This window comes from Pseudovibrio sp. M1P-2-3, assembly GCF_031501865.1.
In the GTDB taxonomy this organism is placed as follows: domain Bacteria; phylum Pseudomonadota; class Alphaproteobacteria; order Rhizobiales; family Stappiaceae; genus Pseudovibrio; species Pseudovibrio corallicola.
In genome coordinates this window covers 1956524-1976936 of sequence record NZ_JARRCW010000001.1, presented here as the reverse complement: position 1 = coordinate 1976936, position 20413 = coordinate 1956524, and the positions used below count along the sequence as shown (strand labels likewise).

General features: G+C 46.8%; 16 protein-coding genes and 2 pseudogenes. 8 read left to right on the top strand and 10 right to left on the bottom strand.

Translation table 11 applies throughout. The features are described 5' to 3' along the window. Positions 1 to 65: 65 nt before the first annotated feature. The 5 genes and pseudogenes from P6574_RS08920 to tnpA form a co-directional block, all read right to left on the bottom strand. Positions 66 to 350, bottom strand: a pseudogene (locus P6574_RS08920) (IS481 family transposase); the annotation flags it as partial. Further along, positions 263 to 1126: an IS5 family transposase gene (locus P6574_RS08915; RefSeq protein WP_310622133.1), complete on the bottom strand. Its 864-nt coding sequence runs from the start codon at positions 1124 to 1126 to the stop codon at positions 263 to 265. The pseudogene P6574_RS08920 and the gene P6574_RS08915, both read right to left, overlap by 88 nt. A gap of 93 nt (positions 1127 to 1219) precedes the next feature. Then, positions 1220 to 2008: an IS66 family transposase gene (locus tag P6574_RS08910; RefSeq protein ID WP_310619982.1), complete on the bottom strand. Its 789-nt coding sequence runs from the start codon at positions 2006 to 2008 to the stop codon at positions 1220 to 1222. Further along, positions 1963 to 2310 carry an IS66 family insertion sequence element accessory protein TnpB gene (tnpB, locus tag P6574_RS08905; protein ID WP_310619981.1) on the bottom strand — a complete coding sequence of 116 codons (348 nt, stop codon included), beginning with the start codon at positions 2308 to 2310 and terminating at the stop codon, positions 1963 to 1965. Before tnpB ends, P6574_RS08910 begins: the two co-directional genes overlap by 46 nt. Beyond that, on the bottom strand, positions 2307 to 2693 hold the full coding sequence (tnpA, locus tag P6574_RS08900) for an IS66-like element accessory protein TnpA (RefSeq protein WP_310619980.1): 387 nt from the start codon (positions 2691 to 2693) through the stop codon (positions 2307 to 2309). The genes tnpB and tnpA overlap by 4 nt, the downstream gene beginning before the upstream one ends. An 84-nt stretch (positions 2694 to 2777) precedes the next feature. On the opposite strand from tnpA, the pseudogene P6574_RS08895 reads away from it, so the two are divergent. Beyond that, positions 2778 to 3074, top strand: a pseudogene (locus tag P6574_RS08895) (integrase core domain-containing protein); the annotation flags it as partial. A 64-nt stretch (positions 3075 to 3138) separates the two neighbouring features. On the opposite strand, the gene P6574_RS08890 reads toward P6574_RS08895, so the two are convergent. The 3 genes from P6574_RS08890 to P6574_RS08880 are packed head-to-tail and all read right to left on the bottom strand — an operon-like array spanning position 3139 to position 7942. Next, a complete protein-coding gene (locus P6574_RS08890) occupies positions 3139 to 4659 on the bottom strand; it encodes a SpoVR family protein (RefSeq protein ID WP_310619979.1) in 1521 nt (506 codons plus the stop codon). Continuing rightward, positions 4656 to 5975, bottom strand: a complete 1320-nt coding sequence (locus P6574_RS08885) for a YeaH/YhbH family protein (RefSeq protein ID WP_310619978.1) — start codon at positions 5973 to 5975, stop codon at positions 4656 to 4658. Before P6574_RS08885 ends, P6574_RS08890 begins: the two co-directional genes overlap by 4 nt. 32 nt (positions 5976 to 6007) lie before the next feature. Then, positions 6008 to 7942 (bottom strand): PrkA family serine protein kinase, encoded by a 1935-nt coding sequence (locus P6574_RS08880; protein WP_310619977.1) that lies wholly within the window; start codon positions 7940 to 7942, stop codon positions 6008 to 6010. Positions 7943 to 8814: 872 nt separating this feature from the next. Here P6574_RS08880 and P6574_RS08875 point away from each other — a divergent pair. The 5 genes from P6574_RS08875 (at position 8815) to P6574_RS08855 (ending at position 14084) form a co-directional block, all read left to right on the top strand. Further along, complete coding sequence (locus P6574_RS08875) at positions 8815 to 10437, top strand: peptide ABC transporter substrate-binding protein (RefSeq protein ID WP_310619976.1); 1623 nt, start codon at positions 8815 to 8817, stop codon at positions 10435 to 10437. 76 nt (positions 10438 to 10513) lie between these two features. Continuing rightward, a complete protein-coding gene (gene oppB / locus P6574_RS08870) occupies positions 10514 to 11440 on the top strand; it encodes an oligopeptide ABC transporter permease OppB (RefSeq protein WP_310619975.1) in 927 nt (308 codons plus the stop codon). 10 nt (positions 11441 to 11450) lie between these two features. Next, positions 11451 to 12380, top strand: a complete 930-nt coding sequence (locus P6574_RS08865) for an ABC transporter permease subunit (protein ID WP_405048084.1) — start codon at positions 11451 to 11453, stop codon at positions 12378 to 12380. Between the two features lie 10 nt (positions 12381 to 12390). Continuing rightward, positions 12391 to 13254: an ABC transporter ATP-binding protein gene (locus P6574_RS08860; protein ID WP_310619973.1), complete on the top strand. Its 864-nt coding sequence runs from the start codon at positions 12391 to 12393 to the stop codon at positions 13252 to 13254. After that, positions 13251 to 14084, top strand: a complete 834-nt coding sequence (locus tag P6574_RS08855) for an ATP-binding cassette domain-containing protein (protein ID WP_310619972.1) — start codon at positions 13251 to 13253, stop codon at positions 14082 to 14084. The genes P6574_RS08860 and P6574_RS08855 overlap by 4 nt, the downstream gene beginning before the upstream one ends. Before the next feature lie 44 nt (positions 14085 to 14128). Here P6574_RS08855 and P6574_RS08850 read toward each other — a convergent pair whose 3' ends face one another. Together P6574_RS08850 and aspS are read right to left on the bottom strand one after the other, a co-directional pair. Continuing rightward, entirely contained in the window at positions 14129 to 15919 is a 1791-nt protein-coding gene (locus P6574_RS08850) for an ABC transporter ATP-binding protein (protein ID WP_310619971.1), read from the bottom strand. A gap of 131 nt (positions 15920 to 16050) precedes the next feature. Continuing rightward, positions 16051 to 17835: an aspartate--tRNA ligase gene (gene aspS, locus P6574_RS08845; protein WP_310622132.1), complete on the bottom strand. Its 1785-nt coding sequence runs from the start codon at positions 17833 to 17835 to the stop codon at positions 16051 to 16053. Between the two features lie 282 nt (positions 17836 to 18117). Here aspS and rnd point away from each other — a divergent pair, with 282 nt between their 5' ends. Next, positions 18118 to 19344, top strand: coding sequence for a ribonuclease D (rnd, locus tag P6574_RS08840; RefSeq protein ID WP_310619970.1), 1227 nt, complete (start codon positions 18118 to 18120; stop codon positions 19342 to 19344). An 82-nt stretch (positions 19345 to 19426) separates the two neighbouring features. Continuing rightward, positions 19427 to 20385 (top strand): IS630 family transposase gene (locus P6574_RS08835; RefSeq protein ID WP_310619020.1). Its coding sequence is split into 2 segments (ribosomal slippage): positions 19427 to 19768 and positions 19771 to 20385, totalling 957 coding nucleotides; the frame shifts between segments, so codons are not numbered across the junction. Positions 20386 to 20413: the final 28 nt, after the last annotated feature.

Below are 20413 nucleotides of genomic sequence, written 5' to 3'. Positions count from 1 at the left end.
CAATGGCCACCGTATTGAGTCGGGAGGGCAGTGGCGGTGGTCGGATCGGGACGCGCTAGGTCACAAGGGACCGTTTCCTGCAGGGCGTAAAGGCAGTCATCGAGTGGCAATAAAGAGTGCTTGCGAAAAGCGACACACGCCGCTTCTTCTGCCACGCTCAGGACTGTGGAGCGGGGATTCTTCCGCCCCATAGGTTGATCTTCCACGCTATTGCGATATTTCCACTTCATCACCGTTTTGGGATTGATGTTATAGCGCCGGCTCAACTCTTTGATGGTTGCATCCGATTTTTGTATGGCTGATCGAACCGCGTGAGTAGTCGTGGCGCTGCCGTGTAATACCTGTCCCATAAGTCCTCCCGAAATGATGAAGTCAATGTTAAACCGATTCCATCTGCTCGCGGGACTAAACATCTAATGGCAAGAATGCCTTGGTCCCGTGCTGAGGGATCGGTCTCAGCCTTCAGGCTGGAGAGAGCGGATTTGGGCGACGGGATGATAACCTCTACGCCGGTGAAGCGGTCTGAAAGGATTTGTCTGGTGGGCTCACCATCATAGGCCCCATCCCCTAGAAACTTGGCAACCGGTGCCTCAATTTGATCCAGTAAGTCTGGCGGAGCAGTGGGGTCCCCAATACTGTCCTCAGTGAGCTCCGCGCCGTGAATTTCGCCCGTATTCAAGTCCATTCCCAGATGTATCTTGCGCCATTTTCGCCGCCTCATCTTGGTGCCGTGCTTGGTTTCCTGCCATTCTCCAGCTCCGAAGACCTTCAGACCGGTGCTATCAACAACCAAATGAACGGGTTCAGATGTCGAGGTTGTTTTTCGAGGTTTTAGCCTTCTTAAAGTTCCAGATCGACGCGACAGCTTTGAGAAGTCAGGGACGGGAAGGTTCAGTTGCATCAGCCGCAAAAGGGAGCGTATAAACCTTTGAGTTTGACGCAACCCAAGATCAAACACCAATCTCACCTGCAAACACGCTTCAATGGCAAAAGCGGAGAACCGGACAGGGCGGCCGCGCCGCCGCCTCGGCGAGGCAAGCCAGCGACTGGCAACATCATCATAAAACCAGACTGTCACATCCCCACGCCGGCGTAGACTTTCGTTATACTCCGACCAGTTGGTGATCCGGTATTGAGCCTTTGTAAACTTGTCGCGGCGGGCAGCATTTGTGTTTGAAGGGCATGAAAGAAAAACTGAGCAGAAAAAGGAGGGGGCAGCTTAAACCCTAAACGGTCGATTTATGCAACACGGTCGCCCCACCCAGCCCGCCAGCGTGGACCGGCTGAGATCCAGCCCTTCACGGGCATAAATCTGCGATTGTCGGTACAATGGTAAGTGGTCCGCGAACTTGCTCACCAGCACATGTGCCAGAAGGCCGGGACCGGGGCGCCCTCGCTCAATAGGGCGCGATGGCAGCAGGGCCTGTGTTATCTTTTCACAGCAGCTACAAGCTTTACGCGGCCTTGCAAGTCGGTTTACCACAAATCGGCCGGGGATATATTCCAGCTCTTCGGTAATGTCCTCACCCAGTGTTTTCAAGCGTCCCCTGCAACACGGACAGACTTCACCCGGATCCAGAACCTCGATATTGCGGGGTAGGTTTCCCGGCAAGGACTTGCGCTTTGGCTTTTGCTTATCTTCTTGGGCCTGCTCTTCTTCCTCTATTGTCGGAGCTTCTCCGGCGGTAACAATTTCCTGATTTTCCAAGGTGAGCTGTAGCTGTTCCAGATTTTCAGAACGTGTTCCAAACCGGTGCCGATTGGCCCCATGCAGCTGCTGCTGTAACTGCTCAATCTTCAGGGCCTGAGCCTGCACTTGCCGGCTCAAAAACGTAATCAGGTTTTTGAGTTCAGTAGGGTCTTCCGGCAAGTTGGAAAGCGTATTGAGCATGCCATGCTTATAGCATGAAACCCGCTTAAAACTGAGTGGAAATAGGCAAATATTACATAGAATTCCGATAGTTATCCGCAGGTCATCGGTCGCCATGTTTTCTGTGGCATGCGCCAATCGATCCCCTCCAGAAGGAGAGAGAGTTGTGATGGTGACAGGCTGACTTTGCCTTCTTTTGCCGCTGGCCACAGGAAACGGCCCCGCTCCAATCGCTTGGTAAACAAACAGGCTCCTTGGGTATCCCACCAAATCAGTTTCAGCAGGTCGCCCCGCCGCCCACGAAACACAAACAGATGGCCAGAAAAGGGGTCTTCATGCAAAACACTTTCTGCTTTTGCAGCCAGAGAATTGAAACCACAGCGCATGTCGGTGATACCAGCAGCCAGCCACACCCGCGCATTGCTGGGAACCGGGATCATGGTGCTAGTCCCTGCAAAATACTGGTAATCTGTTCGCCACTCATACAACCACTCAGACGCACCTCATGGCCTGCAACCAGCCGGATTTCGATAACCAATTGTGAACTGATACTTGTAAAGTCTTGTGAGACTTCAGGCGCTATATCCTCATTTGAAGCTGTCTGTTCAACGCTAACGGGGATAAAAGCGGGTGGCTCAGTCTTGGGAACGGCTGCGCTCAGTGAGGGGTTATAGCGAGCATCCTTCAGCCAGTTATACAGCCGCCCCTTGTTCAACCCGTTGCGGCGGGCGACTTGGGCAACTGGCTCCGTATCAGACAGTGCCTGCTGGCAGATGGAGCGTTTATTCTCTTCACTCCAGTAGACCTTGGCTTTTGTTATCATAATTACCGCTCTGCATGTTTCAATCTGGTAGAACGTAAGCCAATCAATTCTGCGACGTTAGGTCGGTGACGCCGTACGCACACGATTGAAGTTGACTTCTCTTTGCCGGCGCTCAGAGTGGCGCACACGCTGCAACAAGTGTTGGAATGGCGCGGCAAGCCTGCCGTGATACGTGTTGACAATGGCCCGGAAAACATCAGTGAACCCTTGCTATCATGGGCCAGAGTGAAAGCGATAGAGATCCGGCATATCCAACCAGGTAAACCTGCTCAAAATGCGTATGTGGAGCGCTATAACAGAACAGTCAGGCAAGAATGGCTGGACCAAAACTGCTCAAAAAATTCCATTCATCATCACTCATCAAGTGCCGCGCCGAGGTAACCTCTCAAAAAATTATCTTGAATCACAAATTATTGAGTTTGTGAATCCTATTTGTAAACAGTACCTAGAGTGTTTCGGTACTATTAACCTCTTCCAAGTTTACTTCAAAGCCCCAAAGTCGCCTAAGATGTTTTAGCACCTGTTCTCGATCCTTTTCATCCAATGTTACCCCATCTCTAGTAAAGTGGCATAAACGCAGGCAACGATCTCCCAGTAGGTCCACATCAACAACTTGAATGTCTGGATCAATAGCACCGGCATCATAACTTCTCGAAAGAGCTTCACGCACGTTTAAGTACCCCTGTTCATTATGAATATCCGTTACAACTACATGGGACGATTTTGCGTCATCCGACAGAGCAAACATTCGAAATTTTCTGATGATCTCGGGGCTTAAAAATTGAGTAATAAATGATTCATCGCGGTAGTTAGCCCAAGCATCTTTTAAAACATTTTTCCAATCCCCACATCCTGCAATATCAGAAAACCAGAACCGATCTTCCTCAGTAGGCTCAACACAAATTCGTTTGATGTCTTCCATCATAGAATAACCGAGTGCATAGGGATTAAAGCCGGAATAATGGCGTTCATCAAAGGATGGCTGATAGATGACATTGGAGTGATTATGCAATATTTCGAGCATCGCTCCATCATTGATAAGACCAGTTCTATGTAAAGAGTGCGTTATATAGTAATGAACAAAACAAGCGCATCCCTCATTCATGACTTTAGTTTGCCTTTGAGGATAAAAATACTGAGATATATTTCGTATTATTCTAATAATTTCTCTCTGCCAAACCTTTAAAACCGGGCTATACTGCTCCAAAAAATACAGCAAATTTTCTTCAGGTAAGTGAAGAGAATTTTTGCGTTTACGAGCCTCACGTTCCATATCGGAAGTATCAACGTAACTACTTCTAGGCATAGCATCCCAAAGATAGTTTACGCTCTTCTCTTCATAGATCGCGCGCTTTCTTTCTTTTTCCCGCTCTGCTTTTAAGGAGAGTTTCTGTGGGCGGCGATATCTATAAACTCCATTTGGCATAAGTGCGTGGGCACTATCTAACAACTGCTCGACTTCAGATACCCCGTAGCGCTCTTCACATTTGGAAATATATCCCTTGGCAAAATTGAGATAATCTAGAATACCCTCTGCATCTGTCCATTGAAGAAACTGCTCATTGTTCTTAAAAAAATGATTGTGCCCAAATGCCGCGTGCGCCATGACCAAAGCTTGCTGAGCCATGGTATTTTCTTCCATATTATAACTAATACAGGGGCTTGAATTTATAACGATTTCATAGGCTAGGCCACGTAACCCTTTGCGATATTGAGTTTCTTGCGCAACAAAGTGCTTGCCAAATGACCAATGAGAATACATGAGTGGCATTCCAACAGATGAATAAGCATCCAACATCTGTTCAGCGCTAATAATTTCAACCTGATTGGGGTAGATATTCAGTTTCAAGTCATCAAGTGCAATATTTTCAATAGCGTCATATGTTCTTCGAAGACTATCAAAGTTCCAATCAGCATCGGTGAAAAGTAGCTCACTTGAAGTGCTGGAAATAGTGCCACTATTCATTTTCCAACTCCTTCAGCACTTTTTGAAAAAAGTTCCCGAAAAACAGGATAAATATCAGCTGGTTTAGCAATTCTCTTCATCGCAAAGTTTGGCCAACCCAATTTTACAGATCTATACCCTCGCCATAACTCCATTCCATTTTCTTCCGCCTCCATCAATTTGACTTCCGCTTCCTCAAGAATTTCAATATATGCAAAGTACTGGCAAACCGGTATGATTGTGTTTTGAAGAAGTTCAATACAAACTTCAGTGTCACCCGCAAAGTTCTCCCCATCTGATGCTTGTGCTGCATAGATATTCCACTCTGCAGGGGGGTAACGGGACTTTATGACTTTATCCATCTCCTTCAAAGCCGTACTCACTACTGTACCACCTGTCTCGCGTGAATAGAAAAAAGCTTCTTCATCAACCTCCTGCGCATTGTGTGTATGACGAATAAATACCAAGTCAATCTTCTTATAACGTCGCTTCAAAAACAGGTGCAAAAGGATGAAGAAACGTTTTGCTAGTTCCTTCTCACGGGCACCCATTGAAGCCGATGTATCCATGAGACAAAACATAACGGCATTTGCGCTAGGAACTGGAGTTTGTTCAAAAAAATTGTAACGCACATCTAATGGGTCAATATAGGCGATCACCTTTTGACGTCGTAACATTTCTTCTAGGGCAGCCCTCAAACATGCAAGCTCCTTCTTTTGCTCCACGGAAGGGTGAGATACTTTTTCAAGTTGGAAGACTTGTACTTGTAGTTCTTTTACAGCATCTTTATCCGGCCTATGAAGAGCAAGCCTACGCCCCAGAGAATTCCGCATGGTTTTCAATATATTAATGTTGTTCGGTGAGCCTGTAACAGAATAACCCGCCCTTCGCGGTTTCAACGTTTCTACTTCTTTTAAAGAATGTTTAATGAGGTCAGGAAGTTCTAGGTCCTCAAAGAACAGGTCTAAGAACTCATCGCGAGATAATGCGAAAACAAACTCGTCTTCCCCTTCCCCTGTATCTGTGCCTTCTTTCCCTCTTCCTCTGCCTGCCCCGCTTCCGGGTTTCAGAATTTTGTCTCCAGCAATATATTCTTTGTTGCCACCAAAAACAAAACTACGTTGGCCTGTCTGGAGATCACGCCGAAATACTGGCTCAGAAATACCATCGGATGGTACCGAAACTTTTTCACCGCGGGCGACATCTGTGACACCGCGCCCTTTCACAGTTTCATCCACAGCTCTCTTAATATGGGAGCGCACCCGCTTTAGAAATCGCCTTCGGTTTCCTAAGCTTTTGTCCTTAGGGTTCAGGCGCCTATCAATGAAAATTGTCATAGTTAAAGCACCTCTTCACGCTCTTGTCAGGGTCAACCAGCCTTATTAATACGCATGTACCACTCAACAAGCCTCTGAACTTGCCGCCTAGTATATCCGCGCGCCATCATCCTTTCTACAAACTCATGATGTTTGGCATCACTATCTCGGTCCTTCTTCGAACCAAAGCTGATCACCGGAAGCAAGTCCTCAATCTGACCAAACATTCTTTTTTCAATCACTCTACGTAACTTCTTATAGGTCTGCCAGTCAGGGTTTCTGCCAGAGTTCTCGGCTCTAGCGCGTAAGACAAACTTTACAACTTCATTTCTAAAGTCTTTTGGGTTCGCAATTCCGGCAGGTTTCTCTATCTTTGACATTTCCTGCTCAAGGATTTCTCGATTGAACATCTGTCCTGTATCAGGGTCTTTGTAGTCTTGGTCTTCTATCCAAGCATCAGCATAGGCGATGTAGCGGTCAAAAAGATTTTGGCCGTAATCCCTATAGGATTCCAAATAGGCTTTTTGGATTTCATTACCAATAAATTCGGCATAACGTGGTGCCAACTCTGATTTTATAAAATCAAGGTAACTAGCCTCAACATCCTCTGAGAACTGTTCGCGTTTTACAGCTTGTTCAAGCACATACATCAGATGAACTGGGTCAGCTGCAACCTCTTCTGTGTCATGGTTAAACGTTTCGGAGAGCACTTTGAACGAAAACCGTGTACTAATGCCGTGCATACCTTCATCTACACCTGCCGCATCACGGTACTCCTGAACTGATTTAGCCTTAGGGTCTATATCCTTTAGGTTCTCACCATCATAAACGCTAAGCTTTGAGAAAAGGGTGGAGTTCTCATGCTCATGAAGTCGCGAAAGCACGGAAAAGCGGGCCATCATCTTCAAAGTCTCGGGTGCACACTGAGCCTCCCCTAGAGCACTGTTACTTAAGAGCTTACCATAAATCTCCTCTTCATCAGAGACCCGCATACAATAGGGTACCTTGACAACACTTATACGATCCAGAAAAGCTTCATTATTCTTGTTGTTTTTAAACTGCAACCACTCAGATTCATTGGAGTGTGCTACGACGAGGCCCTGAAATGGGAACGCACCTATATTTTCAGTCCCAACATAATTTCCTTCCTGCGTTGCGGTTAACAATGGGTGAAGGACTTTGATGGGTGCCTTGAACATCTCCACAAACTCTAACAAGCCTTGAGTTGTTCTGTTCAAGCCACCTGAATAACTATAAGCGTCGGGGTCATTCTGGCTCAAATGTTCCAGTTTTCGAATATCAAGTTTGCCTACAAGAGAAGAGACATCCTGATTATTTTCATCCCCTGGCTCTGTTTTGGTAACGCATATCTGCCGCAATTTGGAAGGATACAACTTCACGATCTTGAACCGTGATATATCTCCTTCATACTCATCAAGACGCTTTGTTGCCCAAGGTGAAATAAGGCCTGTCAATAAACGACTAGGAATATTGTACTTTCCTTCCAGCAGATCTCCAGTTTTCTCCCGATCAAATAAACCAAGGGGAGACTCAAAAACCGGACTTATCTCCTCCCCGGCTTTCAAAACGTAAACCGGCTCTCTTTCGATAAGAACCTTAAGGATTTCAGCCAGAGTTGACTTTCCTCCTCCAACAGGTCCTAACAAGTATAGGATTTGTTTGCGCTCTTCCAATCCCTGGGAGGCATGCCTGAAAAAGCCGACAATACGTTCTATTGTTTCTTCCATCCCAAAAAGATCGGAAAAAGCTGGGTAACGTTTTATGGTTCGATTGAGGAAAATTCGCCCAAGTCGCTGGTCTTGGCTCGTATCAATGATTTGCGGTTCACCTATTGCTGATATCATCCGCTCTGCAACGGTTGCCCTCATACCTGGATTATCACGGCAACCAAGGATATAGTCTTGAAGAGACATCTCCTCAACTTTCGTCCGGTCGTAAACTTCTGAGTACAAAGAGAACACGTCCATTGCTTGCCCTTTCCTTGGATCGGCTAGGATGGCGTTTTAGTCCTAGAAGTAAATCATAGGCCATCAAAGCATAGCAACTCAATAGATGTTAAATAAAATGTAATAATTATATTATTAATCAGAGAAATTAATCCTAGTTTACTTTGGGGATTAATTATGAATTTACAATAGCATCCAGCAGTATAAAAATAATTAAGGTTGGGAATAAACTCTTTTTGAAGAGTCTAAAAAAAAAATAGAACTCTGCATATCATTATGGGGAAATATATATAATGAAATAACCTATATGAGCTAGCTACGTGAGTTTGATGGAATCCATCAATAAAACGCATTAGTTAATAGCACTTAACTTAAACCCAGCGTTGTTACGACGAACTCCAGTACAAATAGTGCATTTTCTGAGCACAGCGCGTAAGTCTTACAAAATATACAGGAAAGCAGTTTTACTTATCCACTTCATCAAATAGTTGGATTTGCCATCCCTCCCCTTCAAAAAGCAATCTAAAAATAAACTGGATAATAATATCATATATATTACAATTAGTTATAACGATCTTATGCTCTATACATACAAAGTAATTTAAAGCTGCATTTAGTTTATATTATCGCCCAGCGGGTTAATGGGTGAAAATTCTCCCTATTATGCGAAGTTAATTGCATTTTCCTTCCTTATTGGTACCATAAGTAGATGGACTAACGTAGAAGCAGGGGCGTTCTTGGAGGAATAACGAGAGCGAGGGCGTTTTGTTCTTTACGTTCAGTTCAAACTGAATACGAATGGGCTGCACACACGTTGCACCTTTTACGTTCGAAATAACAAATTAATACAACGAGTTATAAACTCATATATTATCTTTTTGGGGGTATGTTTCATGCTTAAATCTATTCTTATGGGCAGTGTCGTGGGCTCTGCGATGCTAGCCACCAGCGCGTTTGCTGCAGGCACCCACCCAACAACAGGGGAAAATCTTGCCGATGAGCAGGTTTTCACCTACCGCGTTTTGGATGAGCACTCATCAGTTGACCCGCAAATTGTTGAGGATGTTTCTGGCTCCGAGCTCGTACGTGGCCTGTTTGAAGGCCTTTACAATCAGGACAACAACGGCAATCTGGTTCCAGGTGTGGCTCTTAGCCATGAAGTTAGTGAAGACAAGAAAACCTATACATTTAAGCTGCGCAAAGAAGCTAAGTGGTCCGACGGTAAGCCAGTAACCGCGGGCGACTTCGTATACGCTTGGCAGCGCCTTGCTGATCCAAAGACAGCATCTCAATACGCATGGTTTGTCGAGTTAATGTCCTTGGAAAACGCATCTGACATCGTGAATGGTAAAAAAGAGCCATCTACTCTTGGAGTGACAGCACTTGACGACCTTACTCTGGAAGTAAAGCTGACTGACGCGCTCCCATACTTCGCGCTGATGACAACACACGGATCTACGTTCCCAACACCTAAATGGGCTATTGAAAAACACGGTAAAGACTGGACTAAACCTGAAAATATCGTTTCCAACGGCGCCTATGTTCTCAAAGTTCATAAGCCTCAGGAAATTTCCACCATGGTACGCAACGAAAAGTACTGGGATAACGAAAACACCATCATCAATGAAGTTAACGCTGTTATCATCAACGATGAAAACGTAGCACTGACACGCTACCTAGCAGGTGAGTTGGACCGTACGGAAATTCCAGCTGGTCAGTACCCTTCTCTCAAGAAGCAGTACCCTAATCAAACCACAGTAATGCCGCGCCTCTGCTCGTACTATTACTATGTAAACGTCTCCGAAGGAGGGCCTGAGGCACTCAAGGATGTACGTGTCCGCAAGGCACTGTCCTATGCGTTGGATCGTGATGTGATTACAGAGCGCATTCTACAAGAAGGCCAAATGCCTGCATACACCTTCACACCTGAAGTGACTGGTGGCTTTACTGTACCGTCTATTGATTATGCAGACATGAGCCAGAAAGAGCGTGATGCTAAGGCAGAAGAACTTCTTGCAGAAGCTGGTTATGGAAAAGACAACCCACTGGACCTGAACCTGATCTATAATACAGATGAAGGCCACAAAAAGGTAGCTATTGCTGCCACACAAATGTGGAAGCAGAAGCTCGGTGTCAAAGTGACCATGAACAACATGGAGTGGAAGACATTCCTTACTGAGCGCCAAAACCAGAACTTCGACCTTGGCCGTGCTGGCTGGTGTGGTGACTATAACGAAGCTTCAACGTTTCTTGACACCCTTCGCAGCACATCGGGCATGAACGACAGCAAATACAACAGCGCTGACTACGACAAGCTGCTGGATGCAGCAAAAACTGCGGAAGATGCACAGCCGCTATACACACAGGCGGAAGAGCTTCTTGCAGCTGACATGCCAATTATCCCAATCTATCACTACACAGAGGGATACATGTTCCAAACAAGCTTGAAAAACTGGCCTGTTAAAAATGCCGAACAAAACTGGTATGCTAAAAACCTCTACAAGGTTGCTGAGTAATTAAGTCAAGCTATATCATCGGCGCCTCGTGCGCCGATGATTTCTTGCTTAGACAAAAACCAATCGGATAATAAAAATGCTCGCTTACCTATTGAGGCGATTGGCAATAGCAATACCAACGTTGCTGTTTCTGATCGTTATTTCATTTTTGCTTATGCATGCAGCCCCCGGTGGCCCTTTCACCTCGGAAAAGCCGCTGCCACCTGAAATACTGGCCAACATCAATGCCAAGTACGGTCTTGATCAGCCACTTTTTAATCAAATACTATCCTATATCGGCGGTATTGTTACTGAATTCGACTTTGGGCCTTCCTTTAAGTACAAAGATCGGACGGTAAACGATATCATTGCCACGGGCTTCCCTATTACCCTTACTTACGGTATTATTTCATTCATTGCGGCAACCCTTGTTGGTTGTGCCCTCGGCATTGCAGCTGCTGTTAAGCAGAACTCAATTCTGGACTACTTCGCCGTTGGTATTTCTATCGGTGCGCAAGTGCTGCCAAACTTTGTTATGGCACCACTACTTATCCTGATATTTACCCTTTGGCTTGGCTGGCTTCCAGGCGGAGGCTGGAATGATGGACATTGGCAAAACCTGATAATGCCGGTGATTGCACTTTCCACCAGTTACATGGCTTCCATTGCCCGCCTCACGCGTTCTTCCATGCTGGAAGTACTGCACACCAACTACATCCGTACAGCACAGGCTAAGGGCCTCCCCTACCACGTGATCGTTCGCAGGCATGCACTAAAACCAGCAATGATGCCTGTCATTTCCTATCTGGGACCTATCTTTGTTTCCATGATAACAGGTTCGGTTATCATTGATGTTTACTTCTCGACCGGCGGCATTGGTCAGGCTTTCGTGAATTCAGCCCTTACCCGCGATTATGCGGTAATGCTTGGTATTACAATTCTCATCGGCTCACTCACCATCCTTTTTAATCTCATTGTCGACATGCTCTACGCATGGATTGACCCTAAGATCCGTTATAAGTGAGGCTAAACCGATGATTGCTACTACAAAAAATATGAATGCAATTGCTGAGGCACTAGCTGAAGCCGAGCAAGTCAAAGGTCGCTCAATTTATGCGGATGCTCGCCGCCGCTTCATGCGCAACAAAGCCGCAACAGGAGGCTTGATTGCTCTAGTGCTGGTTGTCCTGTTTGCTGCATTTGGAAACACCTTAGCACAGTGGTCCAATGAGGAGATTGACTGGGACTTGATTGGACAGGCTGCCAGCCTTGGACAACCCTCATTGGAAAACGGCCATTATTTCGGTACTGACGATCTGGGCAGAGACCTCTTCGCACGCGTAATCCAAGGTACCCAGATATCCTTGATGGTAGGGATAATCGGAGCGATTATCGCAGTACTCGTTGGCACACTTTATGGTGCTGTTGCAGGCTATGTTGGCGGAAGAGCCGATAACATCATGATGCGTATCGTGGATGTCCTGCAGTCAGTCCCCTATATGTTCATCCTTATCCTGCTTCTTGTGGTGTTCGGTCGTTCAATTTCTATGCTATTTGTCGGTATTGGCCTGATTTCTTGGCTGGATATGTCCCGTATCGCCCGCGGCCAAACACTTTCACTCAAGCATAAGGAATTTGTCGAAGCTGCTATGGTTACAGGTGTGAAGCCTTTTACCATTATCATTCGGCATATCGTGCCCAACTTGATGGGAGTCGTTGTTGTTTATTCAACCCTACTGGTTCCCAATATGATTTTGACTGAAAGTTTTATCTCCTTCCTTGGCCTTGGCGTACAAGAACCCAACACAAGCTGGGGAGCCCTCATTTCTGAGGGAGCGGGAACTATGCAGTATGGAACCCTTTGGCAAATCGGATTTCCTTTGTTTTTCTTCGTTGTGACCTTGTTTAGTTTGTTCTTCATAGGCGATGGCTTGCGCGATGCTCTTGACCCCAAGGACAAATAGGAGAAAAACCATGGCATTACTTGATATAAGAAATCTGAAAGTCTCCTATGATACGCCCGAAGGTACGGTCAAGGCTGTAAAGGGAATATCCTTCCAGTTGGAGGAAAAAGAAACACTCGCAATTGTTGGGGAGTCTGGCTCTGGAAAAAGCCAGTCAGCTTTTGCGACAATGGGCCTGTGCCCTCCAAACGCCATTATAGAAGGATCAATCCGTTATCAGGATCAGGAAATTCTCGGCCTCACTCAACAGAAAATGAACCGGCTGCGGTCCAATGAGTTGGCGATGATCTTTCAAGATCCTATGACATCACTCAATCCGTACATGCGTATCAGCGATCAAATGATTGAGCCGCTCATTTATAACGCCGATAAAAGCCGACGTATGAGCAAGCGAGATGCAGTTTCTGAATGTGTACGCATGCTGGATGCCGTTAAAATTCCAAATGCGAAAAATCGCATTCATATGTACCCCCACGAGTTTTCAGGGGGCATGCGCCAGCGCGTCATGATTGCCATGGCACTGTTATGCCGGCCAAAGCTTCTTATAGCAGATGAACCTACCACCGCACTTGATGTGACGGTGCAAGCAAAAATCATGGACCTTCTTGTGGACTTGCAACACGACTTTGGCATGGCAATCATCTTGATTACCCATAACCTTGGCATTGTTGCTGGCTCCTGTGAACGTACATTGGTAATGTTTAACGGGGACGTTATGGAACAAGGGGCAACTGAAGATATTTTTGAAAACCCTCAAAGCCCCTACACGCAGGCACTCCTCAAATCCGTTCCCCGGCTTGATATTGATGATCAACGTCTTTCTGTCATTGACAAGGAAGAAGTTCAACGTCAACTGGAAGGAGTACAAAAATGACCCCCCCCCTTCTTTCAGTAAAAAATCTTCATGTGGAGTTTTCTATTCCTCGAAAAAACGCCATGCCTTTTTCAAAGCCAGATACTTTGAAAGCAGTCAATGGTGTATCCTTCGACTTGGCAGCCGGCGAAACACTGGGAATTGTCGGCGAATCTGGTTGTGGCAAGTCTACACTCGCTAGAGCCATAACTCGTATGGTTCCCTCTCAAACAGGTCAAGTCTTATGGCAAGGGCAAGACGTTCTCAAATATAGCGCCAGACAAATGCATGCTCTTCGTAAAGAGATGCAGATGATTTTCCAAGATCCCCTCGCCTCTCTGAACCCACGCTTAACAGCGGCACAAATTATTGCAGAGCCGCTTAGAACCCATAGCAAGGGACTTACTCGCAAAGAAATCAAAGAGCGGGTGTGCGAACTAATGATCAAGGTTGGCCTACACCCCAACATGATCAATCGTTACCCCCACGAATTTTCTGGTGGGCAATGTCAGCGTATTGGCATCGCTAGAGCTCTTATAACAGAGCCCAAACTGATCATTTGCGATGAGCCTGTGTCAGCACTCGATGTTTCCGTGCAGGCACAAGTGGTTAACCTTCTCATGGACCTACAGGAAGAGCTTGGGTTATCCCTGCTTTTCATCGCCCATGATTTGAGCGTAGTGCGCCACATTAGCCACCGCATAATGGTACTCAATTTCGGCAATATTGCCGAACTTGGAGAGGCTAAGCAGGTCATTTCAAACCCGCAAGATGACTACACCAAAGTGCTCATCAACGCAGTTCCAATACCTGATCCGAAAAAAGAACGGGCCAGATTAGCTGCTAACTAGATTAACTAGAGGACGCGTAAGCGTCCTCTAGCCTCCGACTATCATTAGTGGTGGGCTTTGACTGTAGTTTCGGTAAATTGCAGTTTACACAAATGCCGATAGAAGCCATCCATGGCATAAAGCTCATCGTGAGAGCCACTTTCCAAAAGACGACCTTTTTCTAATACATGGATGGTGTCCGCTTCCCGAACTGTTGAGAGCCGGTGGGCAATCACAATCGTTGTTCTTCCTGCCATAAGCTTGGTAAGAGCCGCCTGAATCTTGTGTTCAGATTCAGCATCCAATGCAGATGTAGCCTCATCTAGAAGCAGGATTTTAGCATCCGAGAGCATTGCGCGCGCAATTGCGATACGTTGACGCTGCCCGCCAGACAAACGCCCCCCCCCTTCACCAACGAATGTCTCATACCCTTGATCAAGTTCACAGATGAAATCATGAGCGTTTGCATTTTTTGCAGCCTCTTCCACTTCGGCATCAGTGGCATCTGGCTTACCAATTCGAATATTATCCCGAACTGAGCGATCAAATAAGAAAGTATCTTGAGTAACAATTGCCATATTTGCTCTCAAGGACTGAATATTCACGCCATTGATTGACTGGCCATCAATCAAAATTTCTCCAGATTGCGGATAATAGAAGCGTTCCAGCATAGCAAAAACGGTGGACTTTCCTGCTCCTGAACTCCCAACAAGAGCGGTTACTTTACCAGCTTCAGCCGTTAGCGAGAGACCATTTAGAGCCGGAGAATCACCATAGTGGAACACCACATCATCAAGTACAACTTCACCACCTGAAACGGAAAGGTCTGCGTTATTACTTGTTTCAGGGTAATCTTCCTTCAGATCCAGCAGCTCATACATTAACCGAACGCCTACAAGCTGATTGTTCAGGCTTACCTGAACCCGAGCCAGACGTTTAATTGGATCATAGGCAAGAAGAAGTGCGGTAATAAAAGCAAAAAACGCACCAGGATCTTGCCCCATTTCAATCACACTGTATCCGCCATACATGATGATCGCTGCAACGGCAATTCCGCCTAAAGTTTCCATGAGCGGTGATGTGCGTGCAGTCAGTTTGGCAATTTTATTTGCTTGTTTTTCAACGTCACCCACAGCAGATGACATCGTATCTCTCATTTCGGTTTCAAACCGGAACGACTTAATGACGCGAATGCCTTGAGCTGTCTCTTTCACTGTTGAGAGAATTCTTGTCCGGTTAATAAACTGGGACTTGGCGATTTTTTTAACCCGCTTGACCAGCTTGGCAACGGCGAAAACGGCAGGAGGCATTATGGCCATTGAAATCAAACTCAACAGCGGATTTTGATAGACCATAACGGACACAAGGCCGATCACTGACATTACATCCCGGCCTACAGCCAGAACGATCGTATCCATTGCTTTACGTGCGGCCCCGGTATTCTGCCCAAAACGAGTCGCAATATCTCCAAATGATGTTGTATCATAATAACGCACTCCCAAGCGCGTTATCTTGGCATACATGTCGTTTTGTAGTTTCGCGATTACTGAGTTACCAATGCGGCTTAGAACTACAGATTGCCCATAGCTGGCCGCCCCCTTCATAACGAAAATACCAACAACCGTCAGAGAAATAACGTAGACCATCGTGGAGTCTTTATTAATAAAGACCTCATTGATAACGTCTTTCATTATCGCGGCACTGCCTGCGCCCGCGGCAGCGGTCATTCCCATAAAAACAAAAGCAATTGCATACTGTTTTTTGTAGCGGTGCAAGTTTTCGCCTAATAGTCGGCGCAACAGATAGGGAGCTCCTTCGGGATCCTCAAACAGTTTTCTCCCTAGTGCTTTAAACACGGCATGTCCTCATACTCGTCATCTTTATAGTGGGAACCTGTTAACACAAAAGGCGATCGTATCCTATACGATCGCCTCCTATAAAAGCTAGTTGTAGCTTACTCACTCAGTAACCTTGAGGCGCCTAAAAGTTACGCGTCTGGCAAGTTCAAGCGAATATGCAGATCTCTCAGTTGTGCCGGGAAGACATCGCCTGGCGCACCCATCATCAGATCTTGTGCCTGCTGGTTCATCGGGAAGAGAGTTACTTCGCGCAGGTTTTTCGCTCCGACCAACAGCATAACGATACGGTCAACGCCTGCTGCCATACCACCATGCGGAGGTGCGCCATACTGGAAGGCACGGAACATTCCGCCGAACTTTTCTTCCAGCAAGCTCTCATCATAACCAGCAATTTCGAAGGCTTTTTTCATAACCTCGACCTGATGGTTTCTGATAGCGCCTGAGCCAATTTCGTAACCGTTACACACAACATCGTACTGATAGGCGTTCAGCTCGAGTGGGTCAGTGTTTTCCAGACCATCAAGGCCGCCTTCAGGCATGGAGAACGGGTTGTGGCTGAAGTCTACCTTCTTGTTTTCTTCATCCCATTCGTACATTGGGAAGTCCACAATCCAGCAAAGGGCAAAGCGATCTTCGTCAATTAGGTCAAGTTCTTCAGCTGCACGGGTACGTGCCTTGCCAGCAAAGTCTGCAAATTTCTTAGGATCACCGGCAGCAAAGAAGACAGCATCCCCTTCGTTCAGTCCAAGTTGAACGCGCAGGGCTTCAGTACGTTCCGCACCAATATTCTTGGCAATCGGTCCAGCACCGGCAATTGTGTCTTCCTCCTTACGGAAGAAAATATACCCAAGACCCGGTTGCCCTTCGCCTTGCGCCCAAGAGTTCATGCGATCACAAAATGCGCGGGATCCACCTTTAGGTGCTGGAATTGCCCAGACCTGAACTTTCGGATCGCTATCGATCATGCGAGCAAACACTTTGAAGCCTGAGCCTGCAAACTGCTCTGTTACTTCCTGCATCTCAATAGGGTTGCGCAAGTCTGGTTTATCAGAACCATATTTGCGGATTGCTTCTGCATAAGGGATGCGTGGGAACACATCAGTAACTGGCTTACCCTCTGCAAACTCTTCAAAAACGCCGCGAATAACGGGTTCCATAGTTGTCAGAACGTCTTCTTGAGTTACAAAACTCATTTCCATGTCGAGCTGATAGAACTCACCTGGAAGCCGGTCGGCCCGAGGATCTTCATCACGGAAACAAGGTGCAATCTGGAAGTACTTGTCGAAGCCGGACATCATCAACAATTGCTTGAATTGCTGCGGTGCTTGCGGAAGTGCATAGAACTTACCAGGGTGGATACGAGAGGGCACCAAGAAGTCACGGGCACCTTCTGGAGAGGACGCAGTCAAGATTGGAGTTTGAAACTCGTTAAATGCGGCCGCATTCATGCGCTGACGCATAGAGTTGATAACTTTTGTCCGTGTCATCAAGTTCTGGTGCAGCGTGTCACGACGAAGGTCGAGGAAGCGGTATTTAAGGCGAATGTCCTCTGGATATTCCAATTCACCAAATACCGGCAGTGGCAATTCCTTGGAAGAGCCCAGAACTTCCATTTCGTGAATATATATTTCAACGGAACCGGTTGGCAGCGCTTCGTTGATTGTTTCATCACTGCGCTTTTTCACTTCACCATCAATGCGTATGCACCATTCAGAGCGAACTGTTTCTGCCAATTTAAATGCCGGAGAATCCGGATCAACAACACATTGTGTTAAACCATAATGATCGCGCAGGTCGATAAATAACAGGCCACCATGATCGCGGACACGGTGGACCCAACCTGAAAGGCGTACTGTTTCTCCTACGTGGGTTTCGCGCAATTCACCACAGGTGTTGCTTCGATATCGATGCATAGCGTCCTCAGCCATAGTATAATCTTTGTAACTTTTAAAAATCATTTGCCTACCAAAACGAAGGCACCGGCTGGAGAAGCCATGTCACGGCTATAAAGTCAAGTAAAGTATCCTCATGCAGACCTTTTCTTTTGCAAAAACATATTGCAGGCTAGGAGGACAGTTCCAATTCACAACAATTACCACTTTCGAGAGAAAAGTTGCGTAGATCGTACAGTTCTGCGGTATTCTCAAGAATAAATCAACGACAATTGACATCACCTGCGTTATAGCATTGCAACCATGAATATGATCACTTCAACAAAAGGGCTTCAAGAAGCCTGTACTCGTCTCGCTCGCTTTGAGTTTGTCACAATCGACACAGAGTTTCTGCGCGAAACAACATTCTGGCCAAAGCTCTGCCTCATACAGATGGCAAGCCCTGAAGAAGCCTTTATAGTTGACGCATTGGCAGAAAATCTGGACTTGGAGCCTTTTTTCGAGCTGATGAAAAACCAAAATGTAACCAAGGTATTTCATGCGGCTCGGCAGGATGTCGAAATTATTGTGCACCTTGGCGGAATTGTTCCAAGCCCGCTTTTCGACAGTCAGGTTGCTGCAATGGTCTGTGGCTTTGGTGATTCTGTTTCCTACGATCAACTCGTCCAGAAAGTCACCGGCAACAGAATTGATAAGTCCTCCCGTTTTACGGATTGGTCCAGACGCCCACTCACTGAAAAACAGTTGGAGTACGCTCTAGCCGATGTAACGCACCTGCGTGATATCTATAATCATCTGCGTAAAGAGTTAGAGACAAAGAATCGGACCCACTGGGTTGAAGACGAAATGAAGACCCTTACGTCCAAGGATACTTACATTTCCGACCCTCAAAAGGCGTGGAAACGCATGAAGCTTCGGGTACGCAAGCCCCGTGAACTCGCAGTTCTAAAAGAGCTGGCAGCGTGGCGTGACAAAGAAGCCCAAAGACGCAACATGCCCAGAAGCCGCGTCCTCAAAGACGATGCAATATTTGAGCTCTCAATTCAGCAGCCCAGAGATACAACACGACTTGGCCACCTACGGTCGATACCAAAGGGTTTAGAGCGCTCAAAATATGCTGAGGATATCCTCAACGCTGTTCACGCTGGCCTTCAGATTCCTCAAGAAGAGCTTCCTGAACTTCCGAAAGGAAGACCTGCTCCTGATGGGGCATCAGCAGCTGTCGACCTTCTAAAAGTTCTGCTGAAGATGAAGTGCGAACAGTTTGGGGTGGCACCAAAAGTTATCGCTACGGTTGACGACCTTGAGAAGATCGCATCTGGAGATGACACTGAAATTGCCGTACTCCAAGGCTGGCGTAAGGAAATTTTCGGAGCCGATGCCCTGCGTCTCAAAAACGGTGAAGTAGCGCTTGCCTTTAACGGCAGATCCACTGTTCTTTGCGAACAAGGAGAGCCTGTGGAGCGCCATTCAAGTACCAGAAACAAAAAGAGGCGTTCCAGTCCCCCGAAAAGCGGAAACGCCAGCTAAAGCAATGAGGCGCAACGCTGAATCGATTGGGGATTCCCAATCAGGTTGATTTGTGATTCACTCCTTTTAGGGAGGAGATCACATGGGTCGGCCACTTTCACTTGATTTACGCCTTCGCTTTAAAAGGCTCATTTTATCCGGGATGAGCGGGCGTGAAGCAGCACGCCGCCTGCTGATCTCTCCAGCATCAGGATCTCGCTTGGCCCGTAAAGTTCGGGAGGGGCAGAGTTTAATCCCGGTCAGGACAGGGCGCCCAAAGGGAGGCGGAAAATTGGAGCCCTACCTCTCCTTCTTGCGCGAGCTGGTCAATCAAGACGGAGATATCACGTTGATGGAGTTATGTGATGCACTTTTCATGGCTGAGGGAGTGAGGGTTCACCATACTTCCGTCTCCAAGGCTTTGCGCCGTCTTGGCTACACCTATAAAAAAAATCGTTGGTGGCAACCGAGCGTGGCAAACTCCATGTACAAAATGCCAGAGATGAATGGCGCCACACCCGTCAGCCTATAATGCGTGATCTGCCTGAGAGACTGGTGTTTCTCGATGAAACCAGTGTTAAAACGAATTTAACCCGGCTGCGAGGCCGAGCCTTTAAAGGGGAACGAGCCCTTGACACAGCGCCGTTTGGACGCTGGCAGAACCAGACCTTTATCGCCGGTTTGACCCACGAGGGACTCATTGCGCCCTGGGTTCTGGACGGGGCCATGAATGGCAAGGCATTCACCACTTATATCACGACACAACTGGCTCCATGCTTGCACCCTAAAACGGTGGTCATTCTGGATAACCTGTCCACACACAAAGTTCCAGAAGCCGCAAGGGCCCTCAGACAAAGCGGGTGTTGGTTCCTTTTTCTGCCGCCCTATTCTCCTGATCTCAATCCTATCGAAATGGCGTTTTCCAAGCTCAAAGCACACCTACGCAGAATGAAAGCCAGAACCTTTGAGACCTTGATAAAGGCTCTGGGTGACATATGCGATCTGTTCACACCCCAAGAGTGTTGGAATTACTTCAAGGCAGCTGGATATGTTTCAGTATAAAGGCTCAAGACTATAATTAATTGAAGCC

Coding starts and splice junctions, on each gene's coding strand:
- tnpB (WP_310619981.1), bottom strand. CDS start 2,310: ATGATCCCGGTTCCCAGCAATGCGCGGGTGTGGCTGGCTGCTGGTATC.
- tnpA (WP_310619980.1), bottom strand. CDS start 2,693: ATGATAACAAAAGCCAAGGTCTACTGGAGTGAAGAGAATAAACGCTCC.
- P6574_RS08890 (WP_310619979.1), bottom strand. CDS start 4,659: ATGAATAGTGGCACTATTTCCAGCACTTCAAGTGAGCTACTTTTCACC.
- P6574_RS08885 (WP_310619978.1), bottom strand. CDS start 5,975: ATGACAATTTTCATTGATAGGCGCCTGAACCCTAAGGACAAAAGCTTA.
- P6574_RS08880 (WP_310619977.1), bottom strand. CDS start 7,942: ATGGACGTGTTCTCTTTGTACTCAGAAGTTTACGACCGGACGAAAGTT.
- P6574_RS08875 (WP_310619976.1), top strand. CDS start 8,815: ATGCTTAAATCTATTCTTATGGGCAGTGTCGTGGGCTCTGCGATGCTA.
- oppB (WP_310619975.1), top strand. CDS start 10,514: ATGCTCGCTTACCTATTGAGGCGATTGGCAATAGCAATACCAACGTTG.
- P6574_RS08865 (WP_405048084.1), top strand. CDS start 11,451: ATGATTGCTACTACAAAAAATATGAATGCAATTGCTGAGGCACTAGCT.
- P6574_RS08860 (WP_310619973.1), top strand. CDS start 12,391: ATGGCATTACTTGATATAAGAAATCTGAAAGTCTCCTATGATACGCCC.
- P6574_RS08855 (WP_310619972.1), top strand. CDS start 13,251: ATGACCCCCCCCCTTCTTTCAGTAAAAAATCTTCATGTGGAGTTTTCT.
- aspS (WP_310622132.1), bottom strand. CDS start 17,835: ATGCATCGATATCGAAGCAACACCTGTGGTGAATTGCGCGAAACCCAC.
- rnd (WP_310619970.1), top strand. CDS start 18,118: ATGAATATGATCACTTCAACAAAAGGGCTTCAAGAAGCCTGTACTCGT.